The 15875-nt window shown below is 36.2% G+C and carries 13 protein-coding genes; 5 read left to right on the forward strand and 8 right to left on the reverse strand.

The genetic code is table 11. The features are described 5' to 3' along the window. Window position 1: 1 nt before the first annotated feature. The 4 genes from BUE84_RS08600 to BUE84_RS08615 form a co-directional block, all read right to left on the reverse strand. A complete protein-coding gene (locus BUE84_RS08600; protein ID WP_079241276.1) occupies window positions 2-964 on the reverse strand; it encodes a helix-turn-helix domain-containing GNAT family N-acetyltransferase in 963 nt (320 codons plus the stop codon). A gap of 16 nt (window positions 965-980) precedes the next feature. Continuing rightward, a complete protein-coding gene (gene panB / locus BUE84_RS08605; protein ID WP_079241277.1) occupies window positions 981-1799 on the reverse strand; it encodes a 3-methyl-2-oxobutanoate hydroxymethyltransferase in 819 nt (272 codons plus the stop codon). Between the two features lie 273 nt (window positions 1800-2072). After that, on the reverse strand, window positions 2073-3848 hold the full coding sequence (locus tag BUE84_RS08610) for a flavin monoamine oxidase family protein (RefSeq protein WP_079241278.1): 1776 nt from the start codon (window positions 3846-3848) through the stop codon (window positions 2073-2075). Window positions 3849-3860: 12 nt separating this feature from the next. Then, entirely contained in the window at window positions 3861-5048 is a 1188-nt protein-coding gene (locus BUE84_RS08615) for an FAD-dependent oxidoreductase (protein ID WP_079241279.1), read from the reverse strand. A gap of 684 nt (window positions 5049-5732) precedes the next feature. Here BUE84_RS08615 and BUE84_RS08620 point away from each other — a divergent pair. From BUE84_RS08620 to BUE84_RS08635, 4 genes are all read left to right on the forward strand, one after another. Next, window positions 5733-7466 carry a sensor histidine kinase gene (locus BUE84_RS08620; RefSeq protein WP_079241280.1) on the forward strand — a complete coding sequence of 578 codons (1734 nt, stop codon included), beginning with the start codon at window positions 5733-5735 and terminating at the stop codon, window positions 7464-7466. Beyond that, on the forward strand, window positions 7444-8097 hold the full coding sequence (locus BUE84_RS08625) for a response regulator transcription factor (RefSeq protein ID WP_099049839.1): 654 nt from the start codon (window positions 7444-7446) through the stop codon (window positions 8095-8097). Before BUE84_RS08620 ends, BUE84_RS08625 begins: the two co-directional genes overlap by 23 nt. Window positions 8098-8576: 479 nt before the next feature. After that, the gene (locus BUE84_RS08630; RefSeq protein ID WP_079241281.1) at window positions 8577-8984 is read left to right on the forward strand and encodes an ACT domain-containing protein; all 408 of its coding nucleotides are present in this window, start codon (window positions 8577-8579) and stop codon (window positions 8982-8984) included. Between the two features lie 149 nt (window positions 8985-9133). Continuing rightward, entirely contained in the window at window positions 9134-10081 is a 948-nt protein-coding gene (locus tag BUE84_RS08635) for an alpha/beta fold hydrolase (protein WP_079241282.1), read from the forward strand. Window positions 10082-10149: 68 nt separating this feature from the next. Here the strand turns inward: BUE84_RS08635 and BUE84_RS08640 are convergent, their stop codons facing one another. Beyond that, complete coding sequence (locus BUE84_RS08640; protein WP_079241283.1) at window positions 10150-10545, reverse strand: VOC family protein; 396 nt, start codon at window positions 10543-10545, stop codon at window positions 10150-10152. A gap of 101 nt (window positions 10546-10646) precedes the next feature. Beyond that, the gene (locus BUE84_RS08645) at window positions 10647-11333 is read right to left on the reverse strand and encodes a Crp/Fnr family transcriptional regulator (protein ID WP_079241284.1); all 687 of its coding nucleotides are present in this window, start codon (window positions 11331-11333) and stop codon (window positions 10647-10649) included. Window positions 11334-11731: 398 nt separating this feature from the next. On the opposite strand from BUE84_RS08645, the gene BUE84_RS08650 reads away from it, so the two are divergent. After that, the gene (locus BUE84_RS08650; protein ID WP_079241285.1) at window positions 11732-12457 is read left to right on the forward strand and encodes a YoaK family protein; all 726 of its coding nucleotides are present in this window, start codon (window positions 11732-11734) and stop codon (window positions 12455-12457) included. A 51-nt stretch (window positions 12458-12508) separates the two neighbouring features. On the opposite strand, the gene BUE84_RS08655 is transcribed toward BUE84_RS08650, so the two are convergent. After that, a complete protein-coding gene (locus BUE84_RS08655; protein ID WP_079241286.1) occupies window positions 12509-13327 on the reverse strand; it encodes a DUF4249 domain-containing protein in 819 nt (272 codons plus the stop codon). A 3-nt stretch (window positions 13328-13330) separates the two neighbouring features. Next, a complete protein-coding gene (locus tag BUE84_RS08660) occupies window positions 13331-15661 on the reverse strand; it encodes a TonB-dependent receptor (protein ID WP_079241287.1) in 2331 nt (776 codons plus the stop codon). Between the last annotated feature and the right edge of the window lie 214 nt (window positions 15662-15875).

Raw genomic sequence — 15875 nt, forward strand, 5'->3', positions numbered from 1 at the left:
CTTAATTTTTTAGAGATAATTCCATTTGAATGTTACAGCGCTGATAAGGTGTTGTGCGACCGGATACTTTTTGGAATCCCAGTTTATAATACAGGTTAATGGCGGGCTTCAGCATGGTATTACTTTCGAGATATATTTTTGATGCACCGGATTCTTTGGCTGTGTTGATGATTGCCTGTCCCAGCAGCCAGCCTATGTTTTTTCCCTGTGCTTTTGGAGAAACAGCCATTTTTGCCAGCTCAAAATCATAATCAGGATCTTCCATTTTGATGAGAGCACAGACCCCAAGCGGTTCATCATTATAGAGGGCGATAAGTATTTTCCCTCCTTTATTTAAGATATATTCTTCAGGGTTATCCAATGCTTTATAGTCGGCGTCTTCCATTTTAAAATAAGCGGAGATCCATTCTTCATTAAGTGCTTTGAATACAGATTGGTATTTCGGATTATAATCAACGATTTTTACGTTTTTACTTTCGCGGGTCTTTTTCTGTTCCTTTACTCTTGAAAGCAAGGATTTCTGTTCAAAAAGATGTTCCCATTCTGCAAGTGCTTCCCAGAGATTGTGTGTAGCTTCTTCAATAATTCCGTCAATAGCAAGATCTATATCTGCACATTGTATTGTTACCATTTTCTCTGCGATCTGTTTCCCTTCCGCAGTTAAGCCTACAATATTTCTTCTCTTATCACTTGATTTCAGATTATCCTCAACCAATCCTGCCTTCAGCATTTCCTTGATAATTTTTGTTACTGAAGGTTGAGAGTGTCCAATTTGTTCGGCAATCTCAGTAATGGTTTGATTGCTTTCTTCATGCAATACAAAAAATACAGGAAACCATTTGGGTGAAAAGTTTTCTACATTATACAACTCATAAATTTTAGTGGCATCTTCAGTCACTTTTGCTGTAAGCAAACGGAGCCTGCTACCTAACGCCATTTTACCTGTTCTGTTGAATAAGTCCATATTTCAAGATTTTTTATTAATAACTCTCAGTTTTGGCAGGGAAATTCATTGTTTTTACATCATCTATGTAATTCTGTGTAGCTTCTGTCATTACGGTGTGCAGATCTGCGTATCGCCTTAAAAATTTGGGTGAAAAATCTTTATTCATTCCCATTACATCCTGTATGACCAGTACCTGTCCGTCTGTACTCACACCGGCACCGATTCCTATTGTCGGGATAGAAATTTGTTGAGAAATTTGAGCAGCAAGATCAGCAGGTATTTTTTCAAGCAGTATTCCAAATGCTCCTAATTCTTCCATTAAATGGCAATCTTCTACCAGTTTTTTTGCTTCGTCTTCATCTTTTCCTCTTACAGCATACGTTCCATATTTATTGATGGATTGAGGCATTAACCCTAAATGAGCCATTACAGGAATACCGGCATCAATTATTTTTTTTACATCCTCCCTGATTTCTGCACCACCTTCAATTTTAATAGCATCTGCACCAGTTTCCTGCATCATGCGGATAGCTGCATCAAGAGATTTCAAGGGATTTCCAGACACGGTCCCAAATGGCATATCAGCGATCACCAAAGCTCTTTTGGTACCATTCACTACTGATTTTGTGTAATAGATCATTTGATCCAAGGTGATGCTTAAAGTCGTTGGATTTCCAATCATTGTATTGGATGCACTATCTCCCACAATGATTACATCAATTCCTGCTTCATCAATGATTTTTGCGGTTGTATAGTCATAAGCCGTCAAAACACTTATTTTTTCGCCTTGCTCCTTCATTTTTTTTAATTGAAGCGTGGTAATCTTTTTCTTATCGTCTTTATGAACTGACATTTTTATGTTTTTTGTTTTACACTAAATTCCTGTACTTTATATAACTATTATAAAATAACCAATTATATAACTAGTTATGCAAATGTAATAAATTAATAAGTACCATCATAAAAGTATTGAGTTAAAATTATTAATTGTATTTAAAACAGTGTCATAGAAGATCTTACAGAAGATTGTCCGTGCAATGATTTACTGTAAATAAGGAAATAATAAAGCTCCGAAATACTCCGGAGCTTTATCTATACACATCATCTTACTATTATGTATTTAAGATTACCATCCTAAATAATAATCAGGATCCAGCCAGTACGGCCAGTCTAATTTATAATGGGTCTGGAGCATTTTTTCTGCTTCACAGAAAGCACCTTCCACCCATCCTTGTTGGTCGGAATAAGCCTCCCCGATAATATGAATCTGCTCATCTATAAGCGGTTTTCTCATATAAGGCATTACATCTTTTACGGAAAAACCTGCTTTCCATGCATGGTATCCTGCACCGTAAGGGTCATCTGTCCAGTCTCTGAAATACGTTACATAGGGTTGTGGAATATCTATCCCATGTAATTCCTTCAGCTGATTCATCAATTCATTCACCATGAATTCTGTAGCCTGAACATCATCGAACTTATGCAATTCTTCTAATGAGGCAGATCTGGCAGCTCTTACTTTAAACAGAACTTTGTCATCAGAAAGCGCTTTCCAGAATGTTTCTGTTTCCATATCTCCGTAGCTTCCTAATAACATTGAGTTTTTGGTTTCAGTATCGGTACCGAAATAATAGCATTGTCTCATCGGTAAGTCTGTGATAGAATGCCCGGAATCTATTTCCAGATCTTCTCGCCACCACGGGCCTTCGAAGCCCATGAGGATTTTAAATGCGGGCTCCATAATGATAGAGCGCATATTTTCGTTCAGTTTCTGGTGTCTGCTGGCGTCAAAAAAGAAGTTGTTCTGATCCAGAAGTTCAAGTGATTTTCTTGGCATACCCAATACGATTGAATTGGCGTAAACTTTCCATGTTTCGTTACTTTGTATATTCAGAAAAGTTAATTCATATTTATGAGTAGCGGTCAAGTGATGGTCTTTGGTGAAAGTAATCAGTTTGTTTTCTGACCAGATGCGTGCTCCTTCATATTCCATATAAGTGTTGGCTACTGCATAGGCAATACTGTCATAGCCTTCCTCAATGGTTTTGTAGGTAGTATCAGCAGAGAAATCTCCAACCATATACGGAAAAGCTTCTGCAGAATTCCAGTTGATGGTATTGGAATAATAGCCGCCGGCATTGGCTAAGAATTCATACCCCTCCTGAGAAACCTGGTCTTTGATTAAGTTCCAGAAACCAATATCGTTTACCAGGCGTTTATCATAAGGAGAACTAGGGAAGTTGTAAACCATTCTTGGTTTTATAGCATCCCAGTCGCGGCTGGTTAGTTTGAATGTATAGTCATAACCATTAGGGTCAGCAATAATCAGGTTTTTATAGGTTTCAGCTACCCATGGATCTGCCATTAAGACATTATAGATAATTTTGTTGAATAGCTGATCAGAGCTGAAACCTTCATCATTTTCATTCAGATAATAGCGTGTAATCAGTTTATTGCCTTGTTTCTGTTCTTCTGTCCATGCATTTTGTTTGAAACGTTCTTTTCTGATGTACATCAACAGTTTCTCAGGTTCTCCCATATGGAAAGGGATAGGAGTCATTTTATCTTTCAGAACCTGGCTTCTTTTGCTCAGATCTTTTTCTGTTAAAGGATAACCTTCAATCAGTGTTGTTACAATTTCCTGAGAAGTCAGATAGCGCATTCCTCCGAGCTCACCCCAGAAATTCATTCCCGGCATAATTACGGATTCAAGTCTTCCACCTAATTTGTCACTCATATCGAAGATCTGTACTTCATGAGCTTTGTATTTATTATCTGTTACCAAACGGAAAGCGGTGTATAATCCTGAAGTTCCTGCACCGATGATGGCTACTTCTACTTTCAGATCGGGCTGCATTCCCGGATACAGCGGTGTATTTTTATTTACGTTTTCTTGATTCATGGTTCTATAATTTTAAAGTGCTAAGAAATATTTATATCCTAATCGGAAGGGTGTAATATCGAAATCTGTATGTCCGTCCAATGCAAGATCCGACATGATTTTTCCTAGGAAAGGAGTGAATTTGGCTGCCCATCCGGTAGCGTACACCACAATGTTTTTGTGGTTGGGAACATAAGATGGAGCAAAATCAATCAGCAGTTCTTTATTGGGGATTGTGCTCAAAGCGATAAGGCATGTTGAAGTATACTCCGGAACAATGCTGAGGCCAGTCATATGGTTTTTTATCCATTCAGAAGTGTAGGCCAGTTCCTGGGGATTCGGGATTAATGTTCTGTCGCTTGGTTCTTCCAAGGGTTTGATCACAAAATCCGGTGCTACACGGATGTACTCCGGATGATCCCATCCCACGGAAGGAAATCCGTAGAATTGATTCCCGTTTTCTCCGCTTGCATTCTGAAATACAAACCATGTTGGATATTGTATAGTTGGGTCGGTCTTTTTAAAATAAGCAGAAGACATATTCCAGTAAGTGGCTTCTATTTTAAAATCAAGCAGATTGATCACACTGTTGATATAAGGTCCGGGAATGATGGCCAGCTTTTTGGCGATATAAATACCATTAGGAGTAGTAAGCTCGAAAAGATCACCGTTTTGTTTGATCTCAAGCACCGGAGAATCTTCTCTTAACTCTACGGTTTCTTCCTTTTGACAAAGATCTAAAAGTGTTTCAATAGTTGCTTTAAAATTGATACTGGCACCATCGGGTTGAAATAATCCTGTATAATTATCCGGCAAGTTTTTGAAATGATACTGCTCTTCAATCTCCTTTGATGTTAAAGTAGTATAAGGAACTCCTAAAGCTTGTAAGGCTTTTTCTGCTTCAGCAATATTTCCTTCAGTGGAGTGTACTTCAGGATCTCCAAACCATAGGGTTCCTACCTTATCAAGCAATTGGGCATCTGTCTTTTTCTGCAGTTCATCCCAATAAGGCTGTGCATCCAGAGCCATTTGTACCATATATTCATCCGGATAAGGAATCCGGAACTGACGTGATACCCCTGCAGAGCTGCCCAACTGATTCACAAAAGTATATTGTTCCAATACTAAAGTCTTAGCCTGACGCTGGCCGAGATGATAAGCCGTAGCAAGTCCTATTGCTCCTCCGCCAATGACGATTACGTCGTAATTTTCTGTAATCATAGGTTATTTGTTTTTATGTTTTATAATCGTAAGAAGAGATACAGAAAAGTAAAGACATCAATATGAAGAAATGTACCATCATTACTGATTTTTAATACTCTCCGAACCTTATTTGCTACGATAGTTTAAGTGTAGAGACGAATCTTCCGGTACATGTGAATATTCTGGTTTTCCATTGAATATTGTCACTGTTAATAAGCATTTCAAAGTAACAAAGAAGAGGGAATAAGTTCTTAGAGTGTAAATAACCAAATATTGTATTGAGTAGAAATACGGAATGATAGGAAATCCATTTCCGGAAGGTTATTCAGCAATTATAAAGAGGGTATGGAATTAATGGTCTATGAATTATCTGTTCATTTTTTTGACTTATTGTTTACTATTTGTAATAAAATGAACAGAAAAATAATATTTTACTGAACCTCAACTTTTTGCAATTGATCTAAAAAAATAGATTTACATACATAAAACTGAGTGTTTACAAAGCGTTTTAATAGTAAAAAAAAATAAATTCTGTGAGTTTAATCAAATATTCATTATTATAAGAAGACAAAAATTACTTTAACTTTGCCAATTGAATGATATATGCTTATTATGAAATTATTGAAAATAATGCTATATTGTTAAAGGCTAATATCTAATGGACTTATGTCATCAGGAAATTAATTTAACTGATAAACAAATATGAAAAATAAATTCTTAAATTTTAAATTGAGAAAACTTGTTCATTACTCTTTGATCCTTTGTATTTTATTGATACAGGTCATTATTGCCATATTTTTCTACAATGAATTTGTCAACGGGAAGAAGCTGAAGTTTATTAAAGATCAGCTTGAGGAAAGCCGTGCATTGGGAGGATTGACTGATAATTCCAGGAAAGATTTCATGGATGCACAGGATCATCTTCAAAAATATATGGCTACCCAGGATAATAATGATCTGCAACTATATTTCCAGTCGTTGAGAAAACTTAAGACTAATTTTGATAAAATTGGTGAATACGAAAATACAAGCCCAAGATTGAAAAAAAATCTGGCACTTCATAGCCAGGATACTTTGAAGACGGCAAAACTGAAAACATTAATAGATTCAGTGTATCAGACTTCCCTGAATCCACCGGCAAAAATTGAGGATAAACAGTATGAGCCTGCCAAGTATAAAAATGATTTTGAAGATTTCAAGATTCAAACCCGTACTTATGCGGATACTGTAAAAAAGAAAGGCTTTTTTGGGCGCTTGAAAGATGCTGTAACAGGGAAAGTAGATGTTCAGAAGGAGAGTACGGTGATTACGATGACCAACAACAAAACCATAGATCTTTCCCAGGTAAAATCCAAAATGGACAATACGATAAAGTCTATTGACAAGCATTATGCAGCCGAAGTGAAGAAGGTTCAGCTACTTGCAGCCCTTAGTCAGAAAAATAATTTACAGTTTTACAGTAATTTCAGTAAGCTTTTGGTGTATAGTAATAACTTAATAGAAGTGTACGAAAATGCCATCAAAGATTTTAAATCTGAACTGGAACGAGAATACAACGAACAGAGCTCCAACAATAACAAAATCAGAACGTATCTGGTATTGGGACTGATGATTCTGATGTTTATTGTCTCTATTCTGATCATGTATTTTACAAGAATGGCTTTTGTTTATGAACAAAAACTGGATGCAGCCAATAAGGAAATTAAAAAGAACCTTAATTTCAAAAACAGGATTCTGGGAATGCTAAGTCATGATCTCAGATCTCCTTTGAAAATCATTAATATTTTCATTGATAAAATCCACAGAACTACTGAAGATGAAACGATAAAGGATTATCTTAAATCCATCAAGTTTACCAACAGCACTTTGCTTCTGCAGTCTAACCAGATTCTGGAATATACCAAAAACGAAAATGCTGAAAAAGAGCTTATACAGTCAGTTTTCAATCTTAAAGATGAAATAAGTTCTATTGTAAAGGTGATTACTCCTTATCTGGAAACAAGAAATAACAGGTTTGTGGTGACAGACAGAATTCCTGAAAATGTAGTGGTGTATTCGGATAATATCAGAATCAATCAGATTTTTATGAATATTCTGGGAAATGCCAACAAATTCACAGAAAACGGACAGATTGATCTCGTAATGTCAACAGAGTCTCTAGGAGACAATAAAATTTCTTTGATTACAACGGTAGGAGATACCGGAGTAGGAATATCAGAATCGGATCTTGGTAAAATTTTTGATCCTTATTATCAGGGAATGGTTTCTGATGAAGTTGATAATCTGGGAGCGGGACTTGGGCTTAATCTGGTAAAAGAAATTGTAGAACTTTTCGATGGCGATATATCCGTGGAAAGCAAATTGCATAAAGGAACGAAAGTGACATTCAGGATCAATTTAAATAGTAATAATAATGGAAACACCAATTCAAAATAAAGAAATTATATTCCTTCTGGCAGACGATCACAGCATTGTACGCCAGGGAATGGAAATTGTGATTAGTGATATTGTTCCTAACGCTAAAGTGTATCAGACATCATCTCTACATCAGGTATTGGAGCTCATAGAATCAAAAGGAATAGAGATGGCTGTCATTGATGCCCATTTCCCGGATGGAAATAGTCTTCATATTTTACCGCAGATGAAAAGTGTAAATCCTGATCTTAAAATTTTGATTTTTACAGGACTTGAAGAAGAGCTTCATGGTCTTAAATTCATCAAAGCAGGTGCTGACGGTTATCTGAGTAAATTGAGTGAAGAGGAAGAGGTAAGGGAAGCAGTCACAACCTTTATCGAGAAGGGAGAATATTTCTCTGCTCTTTTACGAAATCTATTGGTACAGTTTGTATACAACCCGGATCTGATAAGTCCACTCAACATTTTAACCAAAAGAGAAATGGAGATTGCAGAACTTTATGCTGATGGATATGGAAACCTGGAAATTTCAAACAGTCTGAATATCAAACAAAATACAGTAAGCACAATCAAAAAAAATATCTTTGAAAAACTAAAGATCGAAAATATGGTTGAGCTTGTAGAACTTGTCAAAACCCATCATAAACTATAGTGTTTCAAGGTAATCATCACTTCAAAGAGTCAGAATATTATATTTCATCGATAAATATCTACAAGTCGGTCGATATGTATCGATGGGGTTTATAGGGGATTTTATTTGGGAATGTTGTTCCTTTGTAATGTGAAATTTAAGTAATGAAAAAGCAACTGAGAAATGCTTTTTAACTTCTGAAATTTCAAACACAAAAACAACAAATGATTATAACTATACAAATAATAAACGGTAGTTATAGAAACACAAATGATGAAAAATTAATAAACACTGATGAAATTAAAGAAGTGTATGAATAACCTTAACCGGACTTCTTAAAAAAGCCAAATGATCAGAAAAAAACACAAACACATATAGTGAGGTTCAGTGATAGGTTACATTACAAACACAAAAAGGAGGCATACAGCCTCCTTTTTGTGTTTTTTATCAAATGATAAACAAATGCTGCCATTGATGCCTTAGTTTTGTATCAAAAAAAGATGTCAGGAGAAAAAGACTTAGCGGTACTGATTCAGAATATGGAACCAGTAGTGAATACCGGAGAATATGTATTTTGTACTGTTGAAACCTTAAGTGAAATACCGGATATTGAAAGAATTCTGTTTTTCTTTCGGGAAGCTGAAGCGGTGACTATTGTTTTAGAAAAAAATATTGCAGATGAATGGTCTTTAGACTATAGTTATATTTCTTCCTGGATTACCTTGAACATTCATTCTTCTCTTGAAGCGGTAGGACTTACTGCAGCTTTTGCCAATGCCTTGAAAAAGGAGAATATAAGCTGTAATGTAGTGGCTGCTTATTTTCACGATCATATTTTTGTAGCTGAAAAGGATGCTGAAAAAGCCATAGAAGCCCTTTATGCATTGAGATTGGCTCAGAAACCTTAAAAATTGTTTTTTGAATTTTTCACTTTTTTATTTTCACCTTCTAAAATGTCTAATTGGGCTGCTAAAATGTCCTGTTGATAAAGCTTTTGAGTGTTCTGTGAGTTTTTGTGTTTTATGTTTGCACCATAATCATACAAAAATAAACAACAATGAAAACAATCAGAAAAATCTCTGCCGTAAGCTTATTATGTTTAACTCTTTTTATGGTAGTGACCGTATCCTGCAATGAAGAAAATGAGCCTCCCACGACGCAGGAAGTACAAAATAACAGCCACCAAACTGCCAAAACCCAATTCATAACCGTTAAAGGAAATGCCATAGCATACCGTGTTTTAGGAAAAGAAGACGGAGTTCCTTTGGTTCTTCTCCCGGGATTAGGAGGCTCAATGGATGACTGGGATCCTGCAGTAACCGATGGATTGGCAAAGAAATACCAGGTCATTATTTTCGACAATAAAGGTGTCGCTTCTTCAAAAGGAACAACGCCCAATACTGTTCAGGCGATGGCAGATGATGCTGTAGATTTTATTAAAGCTTTAAATTATACCAAAGTGAATATTATGGGATTTTCTATGGGAGGATTTATTGCACAGAGAATAGTACTGACCAATCCATCCCTGATCAATAAAGTGATTTTAACAGGTACTGGTCCGCAGGGAGCCATAGGATTATCTAATCTTCCAAATATTATTGCAGGAACAGCAGGATTAAGCCCGGAAGCTTCCTTCCTGAAATTTGGTTTTACAGAATCTGCTCAAAGCATTGCAGAGGGGAAAGCTTCTTTTGCAAGAGTTCAGCTTAGAACTACAGATAGGGATTTTCCTTTAAGTGATGCCACTTCAAACTCGCAGTTTACCGCTGTATTGAGTTGGGCTCAACCTAATGCTGATGCCCTTACGGAAATTCAAAAGATTAAAAATCCGGTACTGATTGTTCATGGTGAAAACGATCTTCCGGTATCTGTTCAGAATGCGAAAAATATGGCTCAGCATTTAGACCATGCGGAACTGGTAATTTTCCCGGATTCAGGGCATGCTTCTTTCTATCAGTATCATGATACATTTGTTGGAAAAGCCATTGAATTCCTTGGAAAATAATATTGATTTTTAAAAATTAGAATAAAAACCTCACTAATCAACAGTGAGGTTTTATTTTTTACAGAAACTTAGCTGAATTTCTTCACAGCCTCTTCACTCACAGGAGTAAAAAAGTTGATCATATTGCCGTCCGGATCACAGAACAGGAGAGATCTGTTTCCCCATGGCATTGTTGTTGGCTCCTGAATAATTTCGGAAGTTATATTTTTGATTCTTTCATATTCTTCGTCTACGTTTTTAACCAAAAATTCGATAATGGTTGATTTTGTTCCTGCGAAGTCAGTCAGGCCTTCCGAAAATAGTTGCATTGTCCTTGTACTTCCGATAGCAATAGTAATAGAATCTGTAGCAAGTTCTGCAAAATCTTCCGTGTACCATGTAGCAGTTATACCACTTATCTGTTCATAAAATGCTGCTGCTGCTTTAATGTCTTTGCTGATAATTCTTAATGAGGTAAGTTTCATAAGGATACTTATTTGTTTAAACTAATTTTCAACAAAGGTAATAGGTAGTTATGACAACAGACTGTCAGTAGAAGTGTGAGATTTTAATCTGAATGGCTTTATTAATAAAAATTAGCAATATGAATTAACCGCTTAAAGTTGATGATCTGTATCTTCCTTCCTTCAGACCTGATGAGTTTTTCCTGTTTGAAATCATTGATGATACGGGCCAAAGTTTCTCTGGCAGTTCCTACCATATTGGCAAGATCCACACGGGAAAGAGTAATAAATACTTCGTCATCAGGTGTATCATTTGATTTATATTTATCATGGAGAATCAGCAAGCTGAGAGCAGCTCTTTCTCTTACGGTGCGATGAGATAGAACAGCAATAAGGTTGGCCATCACACTGAATTCATGACTCAAAGATTTAAGTAACAGCCTTGAAAGCACTGATGACTGGCTTAGAATCTCCAGAAAGCTGTCTTTTGAAATAAAGGAAATGACAGAATTCTCCAGTGTTGAGGTCGTATCTCCATAAGATTCGTTGCTCAGGATCGCAGAATACCCGAAAAATTCACCGGAACTGTAGATGTAAATAATCTGTTCCCTTCCATCATTATCAACTTTGTATTTCTTTATTTTACCCTCATTAAGGTAGTAAACACCGTTAGGTTTTGTTCCGTCAGTAAATATGGGTTCATTTTTACGGTAGTTTTTGGTTTTCATAGCTCCTGTAAGCAGATTTTTATCATACTCTGGGAGTTCATCAAAAAGATATTGATTGTTAAAAATAAATTTTGAGATCATAATTTTTCTATACAGGCTATTGAATCCGTACTCAGTTTTTAACTTAAATCACATTTTAAACCCATGTATGTCACAAGGTTTTTTTTCTGAACGAATTACTTTTACAAAAGTAATAAAATTGGTGCTGAAATAAGAAACAGAACATTTCAGAGAGGTTTTTGAAAAGTATTTTCACTTCATATGCCGATCTGTCATTTGTTACGGAAAAAGTAGGATTTTACGTTAGGGCACATAGTAACTCTATAAAGAACACTGGATAAATATTTAAGTGGACATGTTTTTCACGGCTTTATGCTGACATTTCTAATTTATTTTTTTTGCTTATCTATTTTATCCAGCTGTTTTTTTGAGTAAAATCTTAAAAAAAGAAAAATACACAACCCTTATAGAGATTTATAATGTTCAGGCACAGAGGGAAATACAGGACTTATTTTCACAATCTTAAGCTTGCATCCGTACTTTCGTTTGTTGCAGGAATAGTGAATATTGTAGGAGTAATGTCCGTTAAAGTGCTCACCACCAATATAACGGGGCACTTTGCCTTCTTTTCCGAAGAAATTCTACTCAGTCATTATAGTAAAGCTCTTACTTATCTTGTCTTTATTATGTGTTTTCTGGGAGGAGCATTCTGTTCAAGCTTTATGGTTGAATTTTCTTCCGGACGTAGCATGTTTCGCCCACATCTTATTCCTTTGATAACTGAAATTCTGATATTAGGTTTTGTGGGACTATCAGATGATGAGACACTGAAACTATCAATATCTTCTTATACTACTGCCGGTCTTTTGCTTTTTGCAATGGGTGTTCAGAATTCATTAGTAACAAGAGTATCCCAGTCTGTGGTGAGAACGACTCATCTTACGGGATTATTTACTGATCTGGGAATAGAACTTTCAAAACTTTTCTTTAAAGAACGGGAAAATGAAAAGAGACAACTTAAAAAGAATATCGCTCTTAAACTGGTGATTATTGCCTGCTTTTTTTCAGGATGCATCATTGGTGGTTTGGGCTACAGTATGATCCGCCTAAAAACATTGATGGTGACAGCAGGATTACTGTTTTTGGTGATCAGGTATGATAAGCTTCTGTACAGATATTATGCCTTAAAAAGGAGATTAAGATAAAACAGAAAATAAAAAAGGATATTCCAATGATGGGAATATCCTTTTTTAAATTTATGGAGTGGTCATCTGTTCAATGACAAAAGTTTCCGTATCTGTTGTATGGGCTGAAAAATATCCCAATGCTCCATTACTGATATTACTTGGTGGATTGGCAGGAGTAGCTGTTCCGCCATTGCCTCCTGAAATCTGAAGCAAAGAACTGTAATATGTGAATATATTGTTGTCAATACATTGCATTTCTACATGAATTTTATCTCCAACTACCACTTCATGATCTCTGCCTTTATTATCGTCATTAGGAAGAATTAAAGGCTGTTGATTGGGTAATCCGTTATTTACATTATCTGAAAAAGTATTCATGTACTTTTTAGTAAGATCATTGATGGTAAAGCTAAAAAGGTAGCGGTTTCCTAATGGTAATGGATCTGTAAATAATGGCAAGAGGGTATATGTAGTTTTATCTCCGAATTTGAAAGAACTCTGCTGTAATCCGTCAAAATAAACTACTTCAGGCATTTTGCTTTGAGCCGTATATTGTTTTCCTTCGGCCTGAACTTTTAAAGTATAAGTTCTGCCAGGCTCTCCGGTGAAAGTTGTCGTTTGATAGATTCCGTTTCCTACATAATGAAGGGTTTCTGTTTGTCCTATATCGTCACTTAAAATAACCTCAGCGCCAGTGACCGCCGGATATTGATTAGGTGATGAAAAACTTACTGACTTTGTAATTTTTACGGTATAAGGTCCTGATTGATTGGTTACATTTCCTTCAATGACAATATTTCCGCTTTGATCATTCAGATCCAGGTCGATCTCTTTTTCACAAGAAGTTAATGCAAAGAAAGATACTATGATATAAAATAAATTTTTCATGATTTAGAATTTGAAATTATAAGTGATATTGGGTACCCAACGGAATAAAGAGGTCTGCATTGCACGGGTTGTTCCGGGACGGTCAGGATTGTCTTCAAAGTTGATGGTGTAGGCATTTTCTCTCCCATATAGGTTGTAAATACCAAATGTCCATGAACCACGGAATCGTTTATTGGTACTGGGTTCATAAGTAGCACTCAGATCCATTCTGTGATAGGCCGGCATTCTGTCTGCATTTCTGTTGCTGTACTGGAATATGGTTTGTCCGTTCAGTTCATATTTTCCAGTAGGGAAGGTAACAGCATTTCCTGTGCTATATACGAAAAGCCCTGAAAAACTCCACTTTGGATTAAGCTGATAGGTGGCAACAATAGAGAGATCATGGGTTTTATCCATTCTGGCGTTATACCATTCGTTGTTATTGATTCCGTTGATTTTTCTTTCTGTTTTAGAAAGGGTATAGGAAATCCATCCTGTCAGTTTTCCGCTTTTCTTTTTGGCAATAAGTTCGAGACCGTAAGCTCTTCCTTTTCCGAATAGCAATTCACTTTCTACATCTGCTCCTGTATCAAAACCAATTTGAGCTCCATTTTTGAAGTCGATTTGGTTTTTCATATCTTTATAATAAATCTCAGCGTTCAGTTCATAATTATTGTTGTTGAAATTTCTGCTGTAACCAAGGCTGATCTGATCTGCAATTTCCGGTTTTACCGTGTAACTGCTTCCTATCCACTGGTCGGTAGGATTTCCACTGTTGCTGTTGCTCAGAAGGTGAAGATTCTGAGTATTTCTGGAATAACCTCCTTTTACACTGCTGACTTCGTTGATACGGTAGTTGGCACTAACACGTGGCTCAATATTCACGTAGGTTTTCCCGAATTTTCCTTTTTCTAAGAATTTACTGTCGGTTAGCACACCATTCTCATAGGTATTGAATGTGTCTCCTCCCAAAACACTAAACATGGAGAGTCTTGCACCATAATTAATCGTTAGCTTTTCCGTTGCTTTATAATCATCATTAATGTAAACAGCATTCTCCCATGAATATCTCGGATTTCTTGAAAAACTACTCACCGTAGTACCCGAAGCACTGCTCGGAGTAAGCGTATGATAAATAGATTGCAGACCGAAACGTACAGAATGTTTGTTTCCTGCAAACCAGGTAAAATCCTGCTTAAGATTCCAGTCACGGATTTTTGAATTTAAATCAAATACGGTATCATCATTTTTCAGACTGATCTTGTAATCATAATTACTGTAAATGAATGATGTATTGGAAAATAGTTTACTGCTGATAATGCTGTTCCACCTCAACGTAGCGGTAGTATTTCCCCAGTCTGTATTGAAAGTATCTCCCAATCCCAGAACATCTCTTCCAAAATATCCGGACAGGTAAATACGGTTGTTTTCATTAATCTGATAATTGGCTTTAAGGTTCAGATCATAGAAATATAATTTGTTGTCTTTATAATCTTTGTTGGTTTTAAGAAACAAATCGGCATACGTTCTTCTCCCTGAAACAATGAATGAAGATTTTTCCTTCTGGATAGGGCCTTCCACACTTAATCTGCTGCTGATAAGACCAATTCCTCCGTTGACGTTATAGTCTTTGTTGTTTCCATCCTTCATTTTAACATCTAGTACAGAAGAAAGACGGCCTCCGTACTGTGCAGGGCTGTTTCCTTTAATGATGCTGGCATCTTTCAGGGCATCACTATTGAATGTACTGAAAAAACCAAGAAGGTGAGAGGCATTATAAACCGGAGCTTCATCCAGTAAGATCAGGTTTTGGTCGGTAGCACCACCTCTTACACTGAACCCGCTGCTTCCTTCACCACTGCTTTTAATACCGGGTAAAAGCTGTATGGTTTTCATTACATCCTTTTCTCCGAACAGGACAGGAAGTTTTTCTATATTTTTAATGCTTAACGTTTCTGCTCCCATTTGAGCTGATGTTAAGTTTTTATCCTTTTTAATGCCGGTTATCACCACCTCATCAATTGCTTTTGCTACAGTTTCTGCAGGAAGGAGGGGAAGGTCAACTTTTATATTCTGATCTACTTTGATCTGCTGTTCAAAATCCTGATATCCAGGGTAGGAAATAATCAGGGTGTAATTTCCCTCAGGTAAGGAAAGTGAGTAAAATCCATACTCATTGGCTACAACATTAATAGTAGGATCTTCACTTACTTTTACAGAAACTCCGATGAGCAATTCACCGTTTTTTTTGTCTTTTACGGTTCCACTTACGGAATACGTTTGTTGGGCTATTGCCAGGCTACTGAAACAGAGCGCAGCAGTGGCTGCGGTGATTTTGAAAAAGGATGTTTGCATTAGTTTATTTTAAAGTAGTAGATCTCTTGTATAGGAATTAATGTTTAATTGATGTATGATTAGTTAGATGAATAGGGGATTTGTTACACGTAACAATTTAATTATGAAATAAATCCGGTGAAAAAACAGCTTCCCGGAAATGGTAAAAGCAAGGATAAAATAAGATGGTTACATAAACAATAATATTATGCATTGTATATTGATTTATTATTGT

Origin of the sequence: Chryseobacterium indologenes, assembly GCF_002025665.1 — a bacterium.
GTDB classification, from domain to species: Bacteria; Bacteroidota; Bacteroidia; order Flavobacteriales; family Weeksellaceae; genus Chryseobacterium; species Chryseobacterium metallicongregator.